The following is a 16,974-nucleotide window of genomic DNA, read 5'->3' as shown; positions in this document are numbered from 1 at the left end:
GACCTATGCCTGCGCTGCGGAGGTATTGTCCGTGGTCACCGCTTTGCCGCTGACGGCGCCTGTGCGCAGGCGTCCCAAAATGCCTTCGAGCGCATCGAGATCGCCGAAATCGATCTGCAACTTGCCGCGCCCTCGCCCGCCCATCTTGATCTTCACGTTCGCCGACAGGAGGTCGGACAACTCCTCTTCCAACCGACGCGTGTCGCGGCCGCCATCGTGCGCGACGCGCGCTTTCGTAGCGGGCACTTCCTTGGTCGTCGATGAAACCAGCTTCTCGGTCTCGCGCACCGACATGCGCTTGTTGACCACCTGGTTGGCCAACTGGATCTGCGTGGCGGCGTCGACGGCAAGCAGCGCGCGAGCGTGGCCCATGTCTAGATCGCCCGCGAGCAGCATGGTTTGAACCGGTGTAGCCAGGTTCAACAGGCGCAGCAAATTCGATACGGCACTACGCGAACGCCCGACCGATTCCGCGGCTTGCTCGTGCGTGAAATCGAATTCGTTGAGCAGGCGCTGGATACCCTGCGCCTCTTCCAGCGGATTCAAATCCTCGCGCTGGATGTTCTCGATCAGCGCCATGGCCGCAGCGGCCTGATCCGGCACGTTCTTCACCAGCACCGGCACTTCTTCGAGGCCCGCGAGTTTCGCCGCCCGGAAGCGCCGCTCGCCGGCAATGATTTCGTACCGGTCGTCGCCGATCGAACGCACGAGAATCGGCTGCATCACACCTTGTGCCCGGATGCTGGCCGCGAGCTCCTGCAGAGCGCCTTCGTCCATTCGGGTACGCGGCTGGTACTTGCCGGCTTGCATCGAGTCGAGGCGTAGAACGTTCGGCAGGCCTTCGCTGCGCACAGCCTCGGTGATATCCGAGCTTCCGCCCAGCAGGGCCTCCAGACCGCGCCCAAGGCCCTTCTTCTTCATCGTTGCGTTCATCTTGCTTCCTCGTTCTGCCATCTTGACGCTATGTCCGTTAAAGCGCGCGTACGCGCTCGATCATTTCCGTGCCGAACTGGATATACGCCTGCGCACCACGCGATGCCCGGTCGAACACGACACCCGGCAAACCGTAACTGGGCGCTTCGGCCAGACGGACATTGCGGGGAATGACGACGTCGAAGAGCTTGTCACCGAAATGCTGTTTCAGTTGATCCGATACCTGTTGCTGCAACGTAATCCGGGGATCGAACATGACGCGCAACAATCCGATCACCTTCAGGTCGCGGTTGAGATTCGCGTGGACCTGCTTGATCGTGTTGACGAGGTCGGACAGGCCTTCCAGCGCGAAATACTCGCACTGCATCGGGATGACCACGCCGTGGGCGGCGCATAAACCGTTTAGCGTGAGTAACGACAAAGCCGGCGGGCAATCGATAAGAATGAAATCGTATTCGGCTTCGACTTCCGTCAACGCCTTACGCAGCACGCGTTCGCGGTTTTCCACGCCGACCAGCTCCACCTCCGCACCCGCCAGTTCGCGGTTAGCCGGCAAGACGTCGTAGCCGACCGCATCCGTGCGAGTACGCGCTTCAAGTACCGTCACCCCGTTCACCAGTACGTCGTACACAGTGTTCTCGACGGCGGCTTTGTCGACGCCGCTGCCCATGGTGGCGTTGCCCTGCGGGTCCAGATCGATCAGCAAGACGCGCTGGTCAAGCGCCGCCAGACTCGCCGCGAGATTGACTGCTGTCGTCGTCTTTCCGACGCCGCCCTTCTGGTTCGCGACGCAGAAGATTTTTGCCATCGTGATGTGTCCCTTCTTTCCTGACTGGATTTCAGGTGCGCGTGAGATGTCGACTGCAGTGTTCAATGTGGGGCCGCTCCGATTTCAATTTCGATCAGGTGGCGCTCGGCGTCGAGCATGGGCACGCGGAGACGTTCGATACAGCAGACTTTCGTGTCGGCGGGAAGGCGAGCGATCTCGGCGTCCGGCCTGATTCCTTTCATCGCCCAGATGCGGCCGTTGCCAGCAACCAGATGACGCGCAAGTGTAACGAAGTCAGAGAGTTCTGCGAACGCGCGCGACACGATTACATCGAAAAGACCTGGGACTTCTATACCGGGGTGCAGGTTCTCGACACGTCCTGTCACAACCGACAAGTTGGTCAGTCCGAGCTGCAACTTTGCCTGCGATTGGAAGGCCGTTTTCTTGTGAACAATGTCGTTCAGTGTGACTTGCCACTCAGGTAGGACAATTGCCATGACTATTCCGGGCAAACCGCCGCCTGACCCGACATCGAGCGCGGACTGAGGTTCGGTACGCCGTGTGAGAAACGGGATGATCGCGAGAGAATCAAGAATATGCTGGATCAGCATCTGGCGCGGATCACGGATTGCGGTCAGGTTGTAGACCGCGTTCCACTTACCCAGCAACGCCACGTAGTCGAGCAACTTCTGGCGCTGCGCGTCCGTGACGGCAATGCCGAGTTGCTCGATTCCTTCGTTTAAAAGCTTTTGTAGTCCGGCGTCCCCGGCTTCACGCTGCATCACGAGACGGAGCGAGCGCTGCCACGCCCGGTCCTAGTATTTTCGACCGCTGCCTGACCTGTGCCGTCGTGGCGGCCCATCGCCCGTTTGAGGTGAACCATGAGCAAGGAAATGGTAGCCGGCGTAACGCCCGGAATACGCGACGCTTGGCCAATCGTCTCCGGCCGATGCTGTATGAGTTTTTGACGAGCCTCGAAGGACAGTCCGCGCACTTCTGCGTAGTCGAACGCTTCCGGCAAGCGCGTATTCTCGTGCGTGCCATTGCGCTCTATCTCGCCGGCCTGGCGGTCGATGTAGCCCTGATATTTCACCGCGATCTCGATCTGCTCTTCGATTTGGCCAAGCAAGATCGGATCGTGGGCCAGCGGTGTTTCTGGGCCGGACGTGTGATTCCGCAATGCACAAACATCGGCATAGGTGACGCTCGGTCGCCGCAGTAAATCCGCCAAGCTGTATTCGTGGTCAATAGGCTTGCCGAGCAGCGCGATAGATTCTTCTACGGGCAACGTTTTAGGGTTAACCCAAGTCGATTTCAGGCGCTGTGTTTCACGTGAAACAGCGTCACGTTTTTCGTTGAACACGTTCCAGCGGATGTCATCCACAATGCCCAACGCCCTACCCGCCTCGGTCAAACGCATATCAGCGTTGTCTTCACGCAGCGACAGGCGATATTCCGCGCGACTGGTGAACATCCGATACGGCTCGGACACCCCTTGCGTAACCAAATCGTCGACCAGAACGCCCAAATACGCTTCGTCACGACGGGGGCACCATGCATCCTTCCCACCGACTTGCAACGCCGCGTTAAGACCCGCGAGCAAGCCTTGTGCAGCGGCTTCCTCGTAGCCGGTCGTGCCATTGATCTGTCCCGCGAAGAACAGACCGCCAATTGCTTTGGTTTCCAACGATGCCTTGAGCGCACGGGGATCGAAGTAATCGTATTCAATCGCGTAGCCCGGTCGCAGAATGTGCGCGTGCTCCAACCCCTTCATGGAACGGACCAATTCAAGCTGAACGTCGAATGGCAAGCTTGTGGAAATGCCGTTCGGATAAAACTCGTTCGTCGTCAGGCCTTCAGGTTCCAGGAAGATCTGGTGCGAGTCCTTGGACGCAAACCGATGGATCTTGTCCTCAATCGACGGGCAATAGCGCGGACCGACGCCTTCGATCACGCCTGTGTACATCGGCGAACGGTCGAGGCCCGCCCGAATGATGTCGTGCGTACGCTCGTTGGTATGCGTCACCCAGCACGGTACTTGTCGCGGATGTTGCTCAACGCGCCCGAGGAAAGAGAACACGGGCACTGGATCGAGATCGCCCGGTTGCTCTTCGAGCTTTGAATAGTCGATGGTGCGGCCATCAATACGCGGCGGCGTACCCGTTTTCAGTCGACCTTGCGGGAGCTGAAGTTCCTTAAGCCGCGCGGACAAAGACACGGCAGCCGGATCGCCCGCCCTGCCGCCCGTGTAGTTATTCAAACCCACGTGAATCTTTCCATCGAGGAAAGTACCGGCCGTCAGCACGACTGCTTTCGCACGGAATTTCACACCGACCTGAGTCACAGCGCCGACAACTCGGTCGCCTTCTACGATCAAATCATCCACTGCCTGCTGGAACAACCAAAGATTCGGCTGATTTTCGAGCCGATGCCGAATCGCTTGCTTGTACAGAACGCGATCTGCCTGCGCCCGTGTGGCGCGGACGGCCGGTCCTTTCGACGAGTTCAGAATTCGAAACTGGATGCCCGCTTCGTCAGTTGCTGCGGCCATTGCGCCGCCAAGAGCATCGATTTCCTTTACCAGATGGCCCTTCCCAATCCCGCCAATCGAGGGATTACAGCTCATTTGGCCGAGCGTTTCGATGTTATGGGTCAACAAAAGCGTGGCCGCGCCTGTTCGAGCTGAGGCTAAGGCGGCTTCAGTTCCAGCGTGACCGCCACCTACGACGATCACATCGAATTCAGTTGGATAAAGCATGGGTTCCCGCGCGATGTGGCGGACCTTCGAAAGAGATATCGAAGAATTATAGCCGGTTAGCTTTTGCCACGATTCAGGCTAAACAGCTAGCGCGAAAAAATGGCATGTTTCACGTGAAACATGCCATTGAAAACCACCGCGTCGATAATCTCCAAGTCGCATAAAAATCCACCATCAATGCTTAGCTAAAAAAAATAGCGTGTTTCACGTGAAACACGCCACCAAAGTTTGCTGAGCCTTAAGGCAGCTACGCGACTTTCTTCGCCAATCCCAAATATGTTTCAATAACCTTTGGATCGTGTGCCAGTTCGCTAGCAACGCCTTCCATCGCGAACTCGCCTGTTTCGAGCACGTAGCCGTAATCCGATATCTGCAGCGCTGCGCGTGCATTCTGCTCGATCAGCAACGTAGCGACACCCGTTTGGCGCAACGCACTGATGATATGGAAAATTTCCTTCACGATTAACGGTGCAAGCCCAAGACTAGGTTCATCCAACATCAGCAAATCCGGCTTTCCCATCAGCGCACGGCCCACCGCAAGCATCTGTCGCTCCCCGCCCGACAACGTTCCGGCAGCCTGCTTTCTACGTTCTTTTAGACGTGGGAACAAGTCGAACACATGATCGAGTTGATCGAGAAAATTGCGCTCGCCTGCCCGCTTCCGTCGATATGCGCCCAAGACCAAGTTGTCTTCCACGGTCATGCTCGCGAACAATTCGCGCTTTTCTGGCACCAGACACATTCCACGGGCAACGCGTTTCTCGATCGCCAACGCCGAAACATCCTCGCCCTGATATAAAACGGTGCCCTTTGCATACCCCGTAGAAGGAAGCGCGCCCATGATGGCGTTGAGCAAAGTAGATTTGCCAGCGCCGTTCGGCCCAATAACTGAAACGATTTGCCCCGCGCCAACGGTAAGCTTGCCGTCGTGCAGTGCCTCGACCTTGCCGTAACGAACGGACAATCCGGCGACTTGAAGAATTGCATCAGCCATCAGTCCACCCCACCCAAATAGGCTTCTAACACGGCTGGGTCTTTCTGGACATCCTCAGGCAATCCTTCCGCAATTCGGGTTCCAAACTCCATCACTACCAACCGGTCGGTCAAATTCATCACGAAATCCATGTCGTGTTCTACCAGCAAGATGCTCATGCCCTCGCCCTTCAGGCGTCGCAGCAATTCCGCCAATTGCCGTTTCTCCTGATAGCGCAAACCGGCCGCGGGCTCGTCGAGTAATAGCAAAGTCGGATCGCAGCATAGAGCGCGGGCAATTTCCAGAATGCGTTGTTGCCCCAACGCCAGACTGCCGGCTTCGTCGTAGAGATGTTTCTCCAAGCCCACACGCGTGATCTGCTTTACCGCCTCTGCCATCAAACGCCCTTCTTCCGTGGCGTTCAAACGCGCGACGCTGCGCCAGACGCCCGTCTTTCCTCGCAAGTGCGCACCAATCGCAACGTTCTCCAGAACCGTCATTCCCGATAGCAACCGCACGTGCTGGAACGTCCGCCCAATACCGCGTTTGACAATTTCACGTGAAGTCAGTGCATCGATACGTTCGCCCTGAAAGGTGATCGAGCCGCTCGTAGCCTGCAGCACACCGGTAACCAGGTTGAATGTCGTCGATTTCCCCGCGCCGTTCGGGCCGATCAATCCGATGATCTCGCCCGCCTTCACCTGGAAGCTGACGTCGTTGACGGCGACCAGTCCACCGAACTCCTTGCGAGCTTTATCGACGACCAGCAAAGGCTCCCCGATAGTTGGCTTCGCGCGTTGTGGCAGCGCTTCAGCGTGCTCGGGTGCACGGGCACGCGGGCCACTGGGAAAGAGCCGCGCGACAAACGGCCAGACCCCTTGCCGAGCGTATTGAAGCAGCAAGACCATCAATATCCCGAATACGATGATCTCGAAATTGCCATTCGAGCCAAGCAGTTTGGGCAGCAAGGTCTGCAGATAGTCCTGCAGAACGGTGAGGATCGTCGCGCCCAACACCGCACCCCAGACATGCGATACGCCCCCGACCACCGCCATGAACAGGAATTCAATGCCGTGATTCAAACCGAACGGCGTTGGATTCACCGCGCGCTGCAAATGCGCATAGAGGAAGCCAGAGATCGCGGCCAGCACGGCGGCATAGACGAAGATCACCACCCGCATCCAAGCAGTGTTCACGCCCATGGCTTCGGCCATCGTGCCGCCACCGCGAAGTGCACGAATCGCGCGACCCGGACGGCTATTAAGCAGATTTTGAACAGATACGACCGCGAGCAACACGACCGCCCAGATCAGGTAATAGATCGACCTTCCGGATTCGAGATGCCATCCGAACAGGTTGAGCACCGGAATGCCGTTGATGCCGTCGTATTTGCCGAGAAATTCGAGATTCCCAAACAGGAAGAACAGCGATAGCCCCCACGCGATTGTTCCAAGCGGCAGGAAGTGACCAGACAGCCGCATGGTGACCATCCCAAGCAGCAGCGCGATCAGCGCCGTCAGCACCACGCCCACGATCAACGCAAGCCACGGCGACACACCAAACTGTGTCGTCAGGTAGGCGGTTGAATAAGCGCCCACACCCACGAACGCCGCTTGCCCGAAGCTCGTCATCCCGCCAATACCCGTCAACAGCACGAGCCCGATAGCGACAATGGAGTACAAACCGATGTAGTTCAGCAGCGTGATCCAGTACTCGGGCATGCGCACTGGATGCGGCAGCACCGGCAGCACGAATACGAGCAGCAGGAATACCCAGAAAAACTTGTTTCGCAGGACGAATTTCATCGCGTCACTCCTCATCTTCGTCCGAATGCGGGCTTGCCAGACTCCGCCACAGCAGCACCGGAATGATCAGCGTGAAGACGATCACCTCTTTGTACGCGCTCGCCCAGAACGACGAATACGATTCAAGCAGTCCAACCAGCAGCGAACCCGCTGCGGCGAGTGGATAACTTACCAATCCGCCCACGATCGCCCCAACAAAGCCCTTCAAGCCGATCAGGAAGCCCGAGTCGTAGTAGATAGTTGTGATTGGTGCCACCAGGACGCCGCAGAGCGCGCCCAGGCCGGCCGCGAGCGTGAAGGCAAGCCGTCCAGCCTGCGTCGTTCCGATGCCCACCAGGCGCGCGCCAAGCCGGTTCACCGAGGTCGCGCGCAGCGCCTTCCCGGAGATCGTGCGATCGAAGTACAAGTACAGCGCGACGATCAGCACCGCAGCCGTCCCGACCACCCAGAGACTCTGTCCGGAGATCGACACGCTGCCTACGTTGAAGGTGGCATCGGAGAAAGCAGTCGTACGCGAGCCCTCCGCGCCGAACATCACGAGACCGAGGCCGACCATCGCGAAATGCACGGCGACCGCCACGATCAGCAGCAGCAGCGTGCTCGCTTCGGCGATCGGCTCATAGGCCAACCGATAGACGAACGGACCCATCGGAATCACGATCAGCAGCGCGAGCGCGACTTGCAGGATCATGGGCAGCGGCTGCATCAACACGCTCTGCGTCAGCCCATAGACTGCTACCGGGAACATCAGGTATTTGCCCGCCAGCACGGCGAGCGTGCGCCCTATCCGCCGGTGTCGCGACGGATGCCGCACGATGCCCGCTATCTCCGCGACGAAGCACCCCACGCCCATGGCAATCAGCAGCCAGCACGTTGCCGGCAGCTTCTGCGTTTGCAGCGCAGCCAGCGTCAGCGCGCCATACGCGACGAATTCGCCCTGCGGGATGAAGATGACACGCGTCACCGAAAACACGAGGACCAGCGCGAGCGCGAGCAATGCGTAGATCGCGCCCGTGGTGATGCCGTCTTGCGCGAGAATCGCCGCAATCGATAAGTCCATACTTCCTCTTTAGGAACGTCCTGCTACTGGGACTGCCGGATCAGCCCATCGAAAATATGGCCTGGAACCGCGAGAAAAACGCAGCCTCAGGCCATGGTTGATACCCCGGAACGTTGGAACGCTAACGCGCCAAATTGCCGGCGCGCAAGCGATCCATGTCACGACTAGTCGGTCTGCAGCTTCCACTTGCCATCGACAATCTGCACCATCACGCGGGCGCGCTTGTCGAGGCCGTTGTGATCGGTTGGCGTGGTGTTCATCACGCCGTGCGCGAGCGGCAGGTCCTTCACGTTTTCCAGCGCGTTGCGTAGCGCTACACGAAACGCTTCGGTGCCTGGTTGAGCCGTCTTGAGCGCTTCGGGAATAGCTTGCTCCAGCATGTGCCCGGCATCCCACGCGTGACCGCCAAACGTGGATACCGACCCTGCGCCGTAGGCCTTCTCATACGCCGCCTTATAAGCCTGCGACGACTTCTTCACCGGATTGCTGTCAGGCAATTGATCCGTCACGAGGATCGGCCCCGCGGGCAGCAATTCGCCATCGCAATCCTTCCCGCACACGCGCAGGAAGTCGTTGTTCGCCACGCCGTGCGTCTGATAGACCTTGCCCTTGTAACCACGCTCCTTCAGTGCCTTGGCAGGCAGCGCAGACGGCGTACCCGCACCCGCGATCAACACCGCATCCGGATTGGCGCTCATGGTCTTCAGCACTTGGCCGGTGACCGAGGTATCGGTGCGATTAAAGCGCTCGTTCGTGACGATCTTCAGGTTGTGCGCGGCCGCGGCGGTGTTGAACACGCTGTACCAGCCGTCGCCGTACGCATCTGCGAAGCCGATGAAGCCAACCGTCTTCACGCCGTGCTTCTCCATATACTCGGCAATTGCGTCGGCCATCAGGCTGTCGTTCTGGGGCGTCTTGAACGCCCACGAGCGTTTGGCATCCATCGGCGAGATGATCGCAGCCGATGCAGCCAGCGAGATCATTGGCGTCTTGCCCTGGCTTGCCGGGTCGAGCATGGCAAGCGAGTTCGGCGTGACGGTCGAGCCCACGATAGCGTCGACATGATCTTCATCGATCAGCTTGCGCGTGTTCTGCACTGCGCGGCTGGTGTCGGAACCGTCATCGAGCACGATGTACTCCACCGTCTTCCCGCCGATCTCCTTCGGCAACAACGCGATCGTATTTTTCTCGGGAATCCCAAGCGATGCCGCCGGCCCGGTCGCCGATAACGTCACGCCAATCTTCACCTGCGCGAACGCAGTGCCACCAGCAAAGGCAAGCGTCACGCCGAGCGCCGCGCTTGTCAGCCGTCCCTGCCACTTCCACGAGTTAGTCTTTTTCATTGCATCGTCTCCAGACGCTATGCCATCGCGCACGCCTTGTACGCTACTGCGAGTTGTTATGAATCTTGTCGTGCGGTCTTGGCTTGCTGCCGCTTATTAGTTGCCGCTCAATCTATTTTCGGTCATTGCCTGTGCCTAGACTCGTTTTCCCTCAGCGTTAGCCATCAGGCCAGCGCTGCCGAGCCCATCTAAAACATCCAACCTATTCGATAACACCTCGAAAAAAAGGCGCGTTCGAAGCAACGCGCCTTAGGTCGGTTCATATCGTCGTTTAGGTTTCCCGTCAGTCTTTGGCGAGCTTCCACTGCCCGCCGACGATCTCCACCATCACGCGCGCCCGCTGATCGAGTCCTGAGTGATCGTTTGCGCTCATGTTGAAGATCCCGTGCGAGCCGGGCAAATCCTGGGTGCTCTCGATAGCCGCGCGCAACGCTTCACGAAACGCCTGCGTGCCCGGTTGCCCCTTCTTCAACGCGATCGGAATCGCCCGTTGCAGCAACAGACCCGCGTCCCACGCGTGACCGCCGAACGTGGACACGGAACCCGCACCATAAGCACTTTCGTAAGCCTGTTTATAAGTCAGCGCGGCCTTCTTCACGGGGTTCGAATCGGGCAGCTGCGCTGCAACCAGCAACGGCCCGGCCGGCAGGAATGTGCCCTCACAATCCTTGCCGCACACGCGCAGGAAGTCGTTGTTCGCCACGCCATGCGTCTGATAGATCTTGCCCTTGTAGCCCCGCTCTTTCAGCGTCTTTTGCGGCAACGCGGCTGGCGTACCGGCGCCCGCGATCAGCACAGCATCGGGATTCTGCGACATGGCCTTGAGAACCTGCCCTGTCACCGATGTATCGTTGCGCGCGAACCGTTCGTTAGCGACCACCTTGATCTTCGCGAGATCGGCGGCTTTGGTGAATTCCTTGAACCAGCTCTCGCCGTAAGCATCGCTGAAACCAATAAACGCCACCGACTTCACGCCATGATTCGACATGTGCTGCGCAATAGCCGTCGCCATCAAGATGTCGTTCTGCGGCGTCTTGAAGACCCACGCGCGTTTTGCATCCATCGGTTCGACGATCGTGGCCGCTGCGGCCATCGAGATCATGGGTGTGGAGGTCTCTGACGCCACATCGATCATCGCAAGCGAATTCGGAACAACCGTGGAACCGATCAGGGCGTCGACGTGATCTTCACTCGTCAACTTGCGGGCATTCTTGATGGCTTGCGTGGAATCGGTCGCGTCATCGAGCACGATGTATTCCATCTTTTGCCCGGCGATCTCCTTCGGCAGCAGCGCAATGGTGTTCTTTTCAGGAATTCCCAGCGATGCAGCCGGGCCGGTAGCGGATAACGTCACGCCAATCTTTACGTCTGCAAAAACCTGCGTACTGACTACCATGGACACGCTCGCGACGAGCGCCGCCGTCGAGATCCAGCGTAAAGCCAACTTCATTGATATGCCCCGTAAATGTGTTTTGTTCACTGGCGCGATTTTACGATTTTTATATCCCGACCACGCGGTCGGTGAATCGCGAGTGTAGCGGACGAGAACCCCGTGGGGCAAGCGATTTGAAGGAATTTGAACGAGCGAATGCGCGCCAAAGCACGCATTAAAAAATGCTCGGGAAAACCCGTACGAAAATGATTAAATTAATGCGAATCGCGGGCGTTCGAAGGGCGCGTCTGGCCCTTTGATCCCGGCAGAATAAATCGATGTGGATGTGAAAATCCGAGAATACGGAGCACAAATAAAAAGCGCTGTTGGAATCATCCAACAGCGCTTTCGGTCGGGCACTTGATGCCTCGTTGTCTCCTCGTTCTCCACCTCAAAATTCGGGTGCAACAGAACTGAAACGGATATTAGATTGTGCAATCAATACCGACAACCTAGCATTTACCCTAGTGGTGCACGTTAGCACCTTTATTGGGCGCCCGTTTATCCAGGTCCTGTTAAATGCGGCGGTTAACTGCGGGAAAACCATCATTCGTCATGGCAACTACTTCGGATCGCCAACTAAATTGCGTGGTGTCGGCTACTGTCGTTCTAGCCGCGCAACGGCCTCACCCGTGCGACGATTTCCCCCACAATGCCGCGCCGGAACAGCAGCACGCATGCAATAAAGATAAGGCCTGTCACGATCGTCACCGACTCTCCCAGCGAGTTAAACCAGTCGATACCGGTGAGCGAAGACAGCGCTGCGCCGATATCGCCGAGACGATTCTCCAGCGCCACAATGATGAATGCGCCAAGCAGAGGCCCGAACATGGTGCTCATGCCACCCACCAGGGTCATCAGCACGACCAGGCCGGACATGGTCCAGTAGGCGTCGCCGAGCGTCTCGAAGCCGAGCACCAATGTTTGAAGCGCGCCAGCCAGTCCCGCCAATCCCGCCGACAACACGAACGCCAGCAGCTTGAAACGCGACGTGTCGTAACCCAGCGAGATCGCGCGCGGCTCGTTCTCCTTGATCGCGATCAGCACTTGCCCGAACGGCGAATGCACCACGCGCACAATGAACCCAAACGCCAGCACCATCACCACGAGCACGACGTAATAGAGCGTCAGGTCGGAACTGAGGCTGATTGCGCCGAACAGCTTGCCGCGCGGCACGCCTTGCATACCGTCTTCGCCATGCGTGAACGGCGCCTGCAAGAACACGAAATAGACCATCTGCGCGAGCGCCAGCGTGACCATCGCGAAGTAGATGCCTTGGCGCCGAATCGCGAACAAGCCCACGATCAACCCAAGAAGAGTCGCCACTGCCGTGCCTGCAATCACGCCGAGTTCCGGCGTAAAACCGAGCGTCTGGATGGCATATCCGGCGGAATAACCAGCGCTGGCGAGGAACATCGCGTGGCCGAAGGAAAGCAGACCCGTGTAGCCGATCAACAAGTTGAAGGCGGCCGCCAACAGCGCGAAACACAGCACTTTCATCATGAAGACCGGGTACACGCCGAGGAACGGCGCCGCGATCAGACCGGCAAGCAACACGCCGTAGAGCACTTTCCTAACCATCATTTTTCCTTGCCGAAAAGTCCCGCCGGGCGCACGAGCAGCACCAGCGCCATGATCACGAAAACGACCGTCGCCGAGGCTTCCGGATAGAACACGCGCGTCAGGCCCTCAATCACGCCGAGCCCGAGGCCGGTCAGGATCGATCCCATGATCGACCCCATTCCGCCGATAACGACCACCGCGAACACGGTGATGATCATCGACTGCCCCATCAGCGGCGACACCTGGATCACCGGCGCGGCAAGCACGCCCGCGAACGCCGCGAGCGCGACGCCGAAACCGTAGGTGAGCGTGACCATCAGCGGCACGTTGATGCCGAACGCCTCGACCATCTTCGGGTTCTCGGTGCCCGCGCGAAGATACGCACCCAGGCGCGTTTTCTCGATCACGAACCACGTCGCAAAACACACGACCAGCGATGCCAGCACCACCCACGCACGATAATTCGGCAGGTACATGAAGCCAAGGTTCGTCGCGCCGGAGAGCATTTCAGGGACATCGTAAGGCTGGCCGGATGAACCATAGATAGACCGGAACACGCCTTCAATAACCAGCGTCAGACCAAACGTAAGCAGCAAGCCATACAGATGATCGAGCTTATACAGCCAGCGCAACATCGTCCGTTCAATCACGATGCCGAACACGCCCACCACTAAAGGCGCGAGCACGAGCATCGCCCAATACGGCACGTTGAAATACGAAAAACCCATCCATGTGAGCATCGCGCCCAGCATGAACAACGCGCCGTGCGCGAAGTTGATCACGTTGAGCAGGCCGAAAATCACCGCGAGGCCAAGGCTCAAGATGGCGTAGAACGATCCGTTCACCAGCCCGAGCAGCAACTGGCTCATCATCGCCGCGAGCGGAATGCCGAAAATTTCCATTGAATCTGCCGTCAGAGTAGTTTCGACGCATGCTGGCAGGCTCAAGATGAGCAAGCCGGCATGCGTCGATCGATCATGCGGATCACGAAGGGTGCGTGGGCTTCAACACCCGACGCGTCACACCTGAATCCGCAGTGCCGCTAAAACCGGCCGCTTACTTCCACAACGCGCAGCGCGATTCAGCCTTGGTGTCGAAGGCCTGATCGCCCGGAATGGTCGCCGTGATCTTGTAGTAGTCCCAAGGTTCCTTCGATTCCGCCGGCGTCTTCACTTGCATCAGGTACATGTCGTGGATCATGCTTCCGTCCGCGCGGATGTAGCCGTTTTGCGTGTAGAAGTCATTGATCTTCATCTTGTGCAACTGGTCCATGACCTTGTCGCTATCCGTCGTGCCGGCCGCTTGCACCGCCTTCAGGTACGTGGTGACCGCGGAGTAATCGGCTGCGTGAAGACTTGTCGGCATCTTCTTCATCTTCGCAAAGTAGCGCTGTGCCCAGGCGCGCGTGGTCGCGTCCTTGTTCCAGTACCAGCTGTCAGTTGCAACCAGGCCTTGCGTGGTTTCGAGACCCAGGCTGTGGATGTCGGTGAGGAAGATCAGCAGTGCGGCGAGCTTCATCGTCTTGGTGATGCCGAATTCCTTCGCGGCCTTGATCGAGTTGATCGTGTCGCCGCCTGCGTTCGCCAGACCCAGCACCTGCGCCTTCGACGATTGCGCCTGCAGCAGGAACGAAGAAAAGTCAGACGCCGACAACGGATGACGAACCGCGCCGAGTACTTGGCCGCCGTTCGCCTTCACCACGTCCGACGTGTTCTTTTCCAGCGCCTTGCCGAACGCGTAGTCGGCCGTCAGGAAGAACCACGTCTTGCCGCCCTGCTTCGTTACCGCCGAACCCGTGCCCTTGGCGAGCGCCATGGTGTCGTACGCGTAGTGAACCGTGTAGGGCGTGCATTGCTCGTTGGTCAGGTTGTCCGCGCCCGCGCCAATGTTGATGTACGGGATATGCTTTTCGCCGGCCACTTGATTCGTCGACAACGCGGTTGCCGAATTCGTGCCGCCAATAATCACGTTCACGCCGTCGCGGTCAATCCATTCACGCGCCCGCGACGCTGCAATGTCCGCCTTGTTCTGGTGATCCGCGTAGACGAGTTCAATCGGCTTGCCGTTCACCTTGCCGCCGAAATCCGCGATTGCCATGCGGATGGATTCGAGGCCACCCTGCCCGTCGATATCAGCATAAAGGCCCGACAAGTCGGTGATATAGCCAATCTTCACCGTGTCGCCGGGAGCTGCCTGAACGTTGCCAGCCATCAGCGAGGCCGTGGCCGCGGCAACTGCCAGGCAGAGTCCCGACAGGCGCGCGAGGGTCTTCTTCTTCATTACAGTCTCCGTTGAGTTGTTGTTCTTGCGTTGAGCGTGCTTTGAGCGTGCGTTGATGTTCTAAACCCCGAGCAGCTCGTGCAGCACCGGCATTTTCGTTTCGAGTTCGCCGGAATTGAAATGCTCGACGATCTTCCCGTGCTCCATGACATAGAAGCGATCGGCGAGCGGCGCAGCAAAACGAAAATTCTGTTCGACCATCACGATGGTGTAGCCACGCGCCTTCAGCATCATGATCATTCGCGCAAGCGTCTGGACGATGACAGGCGCAAGCCCTTCCGAAATTTCATCGAGCAGCAGCAGATTTGCACCCGTACGCAAGATGCGCGCGACCGCCAGCATTTGCTGTTCGCCACCGGATAACCGCGTGCCCTGGCTACTGCGGCGCTCCTTGAGATTGGGGAACATCGAATAGATTTCATCGATCGACATGGCGTCTTTCGCCGGGCCCACGAGCGGCGGCAGAAGCAGGTTCTCTTCGCACGAGAGGCTTGAAAAGATGCCGCGTTCTTCCGGGCAATACCCCACGCCGTAGTGCGCGATCTTGTGCGTCGACATGCCAACGGTTTCATGTCCACCGATACGAATCGACCCCGTGCGACGGCCCGTCAGACCCATGATGGCGCGCAGCGTGGTTGTGCGGCCTGCGCCATTGCGTCCGAGCAGCGTCACCACTTCGCCTCGATGCACGGTCAGGTCCACGCCGTGCAGGATGTGCGATTCACCGTACCAGGCTTGCGCGCCAACGAGCTCGAGCGCCGGCTCCTGAGTCGATGCTTTGCGCAATTGTTCTGCGCGGCGCTCTTCCACGATCGTGCTCATGCGTGCGCTCCGGCGAGGGCTGCGTCGGCGCTGCCCATGTAGGCTTCCATCACCAGCGCGTTCTTCGATACCTCTGCATAGCTGCCCTCGGCCAGCACTTCGCCGCGTTGCAGGACGGTGATGGTGTCGGAGATACCCGCGATCACGTTCATGTTGTGTTCAACCATCAGGATCGTGCGTCCCGCTGATACTTTCTTGATCAGCGCCGTCACGCGGTCGACGTCTTCGTGACCCATGCCTTGCGTGGGTTCATCGAGGAGCATGAGTTCGGGTTCCATCGACAGCGTGGTGGCGATTTCGAGTGCGCGTTTGCGGCCATAGGAAAGTTCGACCGTGGTGGTATCGGCGAAATCGGTCAAGCCGACCTGGGTGAGCAAGTCCATGGCGCGATCATTGAGTTCATCGAGAACGCGTTCGCTCTTCCAGAATTTAAACGATGTACCGAGCGAGCGTTGCAATCCGATGCGCACGTTCTGCATCACTGTCAGATGCGGGAACACAGCGGAAATCTGGAAAGAGCGGATGACACCGCGGCGAGCGATTTGCGCGGGGCGTTCGCGGGTGATGTCGATGCCGTTGAAGACGATTTGTCCTGCGGTGGGTTCCAGGAACTTGGTGAGCAGGTTGAAGCAGGTGGTTTTGCCCGCGCCGTTGGGGCCGATCAATGCGTGGATGGAGCCGCGGCGCACGCGCAGGTTCACGCCGTTGACGGCGGTGAAGCCTTTGAACTCTTTTGTCAGGCCGCGGGTTTCCAGAATCGTATCGCCGAGAATCATGTCCCCTTCCGTGCTTTGTTTGAGCCTTTGTTTCAGCTTCAGCTCGGCGCGCTTTTGGCGCATGCCCCGTGATTTTGCTGGCGGTGTTGGTGTTGGGTGATTATGGTGATGCTGCTGCGATTTTGCTGCGCTGCCGTTGCATTTCTTGCGTGCTGCACAATGGTGATGCAGACCTGCGGTGCAACAAGCACGCAGGCCTTATTGTCGCGCCAATGATGCAGCGCAATCATCGGGATTTGCACTTACTCGGACGGGGAATTTTTGTTCGCACCGGTGGACGGGGGGTTGGTCAGTGTTCGGGGGGTCTTGGGGTTAGCGGTCGGAGTCTATGCCGGGGTGGTGCTTTCGGTGTTCGTGGTCTGCCAGTGTTAGATGATTTTTTTATCACTGTTAGCCACTGTGCGTGGCGGCACGTCATTTCTTGGTCCTTAGCGACAAAGAAACGAAGCAAAGAAAGCGC

At 58.5% G+C, this 16,974-nt stretch carries 14 protein-coding genes; all 14 read right to left on the bottom strand.

What is annotated here, in order from left to right:
* Positions 1 to 3: 3 nt before the first annotated feature.
* Positions 4 to 933: a ParB/RepB/Spo0J family partition protein gene (locus GSQ93_RS08600; RefSeq protein WP_158935251.1), complete on the bottom strand. Its 930-nt coding sequence runs from the start codon at positions 931 to 933 to the stop codon at positions 4 to 6.
* Positions 934 to 970: 37 nt separating this feature from the next.
* Positions 971 to 1,741, bottom strand: a complete 771-nt coding sequence (locus GSQ93_RS08595) for a ParA family protein (protein ID WP_158935342.1) — start codon at positions 1,739 to 1,741, stop codon at positions 971 to 973.
* Between the two features lie 62 nt (positions 1,742 to 1,803).
* Positions 1,804 to 2,484 carry a 16S rRNA (guanine(527)-N(7))-methyltransferase RsmG gene (rsmG, locus tag GSQ93_RS08590; RefSeq protein ID WP_158935341.1) on the bottom strand — a complete coding sequence of 227 codons (681 nt, stop codon included), beginning with the start codon at positions 2,482 to 2,484 and terminating at the stop codon, positions 1,804 to 1,806.
* The gene (mnmG, locus tag GSQ93_RS08585; RefSeq protein WP_158935250.1) at positions 2,484 to 4,460 is read right to left on the bottom strand and encodes a tRNA uridine-5-carboxymethylaminomethyl(34) synthesis enzyme MnmG; all 1,977 of its coding nucleotides are present in this window, start codon (positions 4,458 to 4,460) and stop codon (positions 2,484 to 2,486) included. The genes rsmG and mnmG overlap by 1 nt, the downstream gene beginning before the upstream one ends.
* A 247-nt stretch (positions 4,461 to 4,707) precedes the next feature.
* On the bottom strand, positions 4,708 to 5,454 hold the full coding sequence (locus GSQ93_RS08580; RefSeq protein ID WP_158935249.1) for an ABC transporter ATP-binding protein: 747 nt from the start codon (positions 5,452 to 5,454) through the stop codon (positions 4,708 to 4,710).
* On the bottom strand, positions 5,454 to 7,238 hold the full coding sequence (locus GSQ93_RS08575; protein ID WP_158935248.1) for an ATP-binding cassette domain-containing protein: 1,785 nt from the start codon (positions 7,236 to 7,238) through the stop codon (positions 5,454 to 5,456). The genes GSQ93_RS08580 and GSQ93_RS08575 overlap by 1 nt, the downstream gene beginning before the upstream one ends.
* Positions 7,239 to 7,242: 4 nt before the next feature.
* Positions 7,243 to 8,298, bottom strand: coding sequence for a branched-chain amino acid ABC transporter permease (locus GSQ93_RS08570; protein WP_158935247.1), 1,056 nt, complete (start codon positions 8,296 to 8,298; stop codon positions 7,243 to 7,245).
* A gap of 164 nt (positions 8,299 to 8,462) precedes the next feature.
* On the bottom strand, positions 8,463 to 9,641 hold the full coding sequence (locus tag GSQ93_RS08565; RefSeq protein WP_158935246.1) for an ABC transporter substrate-binding protein: 1,179 nt from the start codon (positions 9,639 to 9,641) through the stop codon (positions 8,463 to 8,465).
* Positions 9,642 to 9,924: 283 nt separating this feature from the next.
* Entirely contained in the window at positions 9,925 to 11,091 is a 1,167-nt protein-coding gene (locus GSQ93_RS08560; protein ID WP_158935245.1) for an ABC transporter substrate-binding protein, read from the bottom strand.
* A gap of 591 nt (positions 11,092 to 11,682) precedes the next feature.
* Positions 11,683 to 12,654: a branched-chain amino acid ABC transporter permease gene (locus GSQ93_RS08555; RefSeq protein WP_158935340.1), complete on the bottom strand. Its 972-nt coding sequence runs from the start codon at positions 12,652 to 12,654 to the stop codon at positions 11,683 to 11,685.
* Positions 12,654 to 13,538, bottom strand: a complete 885-nt coding sequence (locus tag GSQ93_RS08550; protein ID WP_158935244.1) for a branched-chain amino acid ABC transporter permease — start codon at positions 13,536 to 13,538, stop codon at positions 12,654 to 12,656. The genes GSQ93_RS08555 and GSQ93_RS08550 overlap by 1 nt, the downstream gene beginning before the upstream one ends.
* Positions 13,539 to 13,692: 154 nt before the next feature.
* Entirely contained in the window at positions 13,693 to 14,916 is a 1,224-nt protein-coding gene (locus GSQ93_RS08545; RefSeq protein ID WP_158935243.1) for an ABC transporter substrate-binding protein, read from the bottom strand.
* Positions 14,917 to 14,976: 60 nt separating this feature from the next.
* Complete coding sequence (locus GSQ93_RS08540; RefSeq protein WP_158935242.1) at positions 14,977 to 15,738, bottom strand: ABC transporter ATP-binding protein; 762 nt, start codon at positions 15,736 to 15,738, stop codon at positions 14,977 to 14,979.
* Positions 15,735 to 16,514, bottom strand: coding sequence for an ABC transporter ATP-binding protein (locus GSQ93_RS08535; protein ID WP_158935241.1), 780 nt, complete (start codon positions 16,512 to 16,514; stop codon positions 15,735 to 15,737). Before GSQ93_RS08535 ends, GSQ93_RS08540 begins: the two co-directional genes overlap by 4 nt.
* Positions 16,515 to 16,974: the final 460 nt, after the last annotated feature.

Origin of the sequence: Burkholderia sp. S171, from assembly GCF_009766085.1 — a bacterium.
GTDB lineage: Bacteria > Pseudomonadota > Gammaproteobacteria > Burkholderiales > Burkholderiaceae > Caballeronia.
Note: the sequence above shows the minus strand (reverse complement) of the source record. Positions and strands in the feature narration are given on the sequence as shown.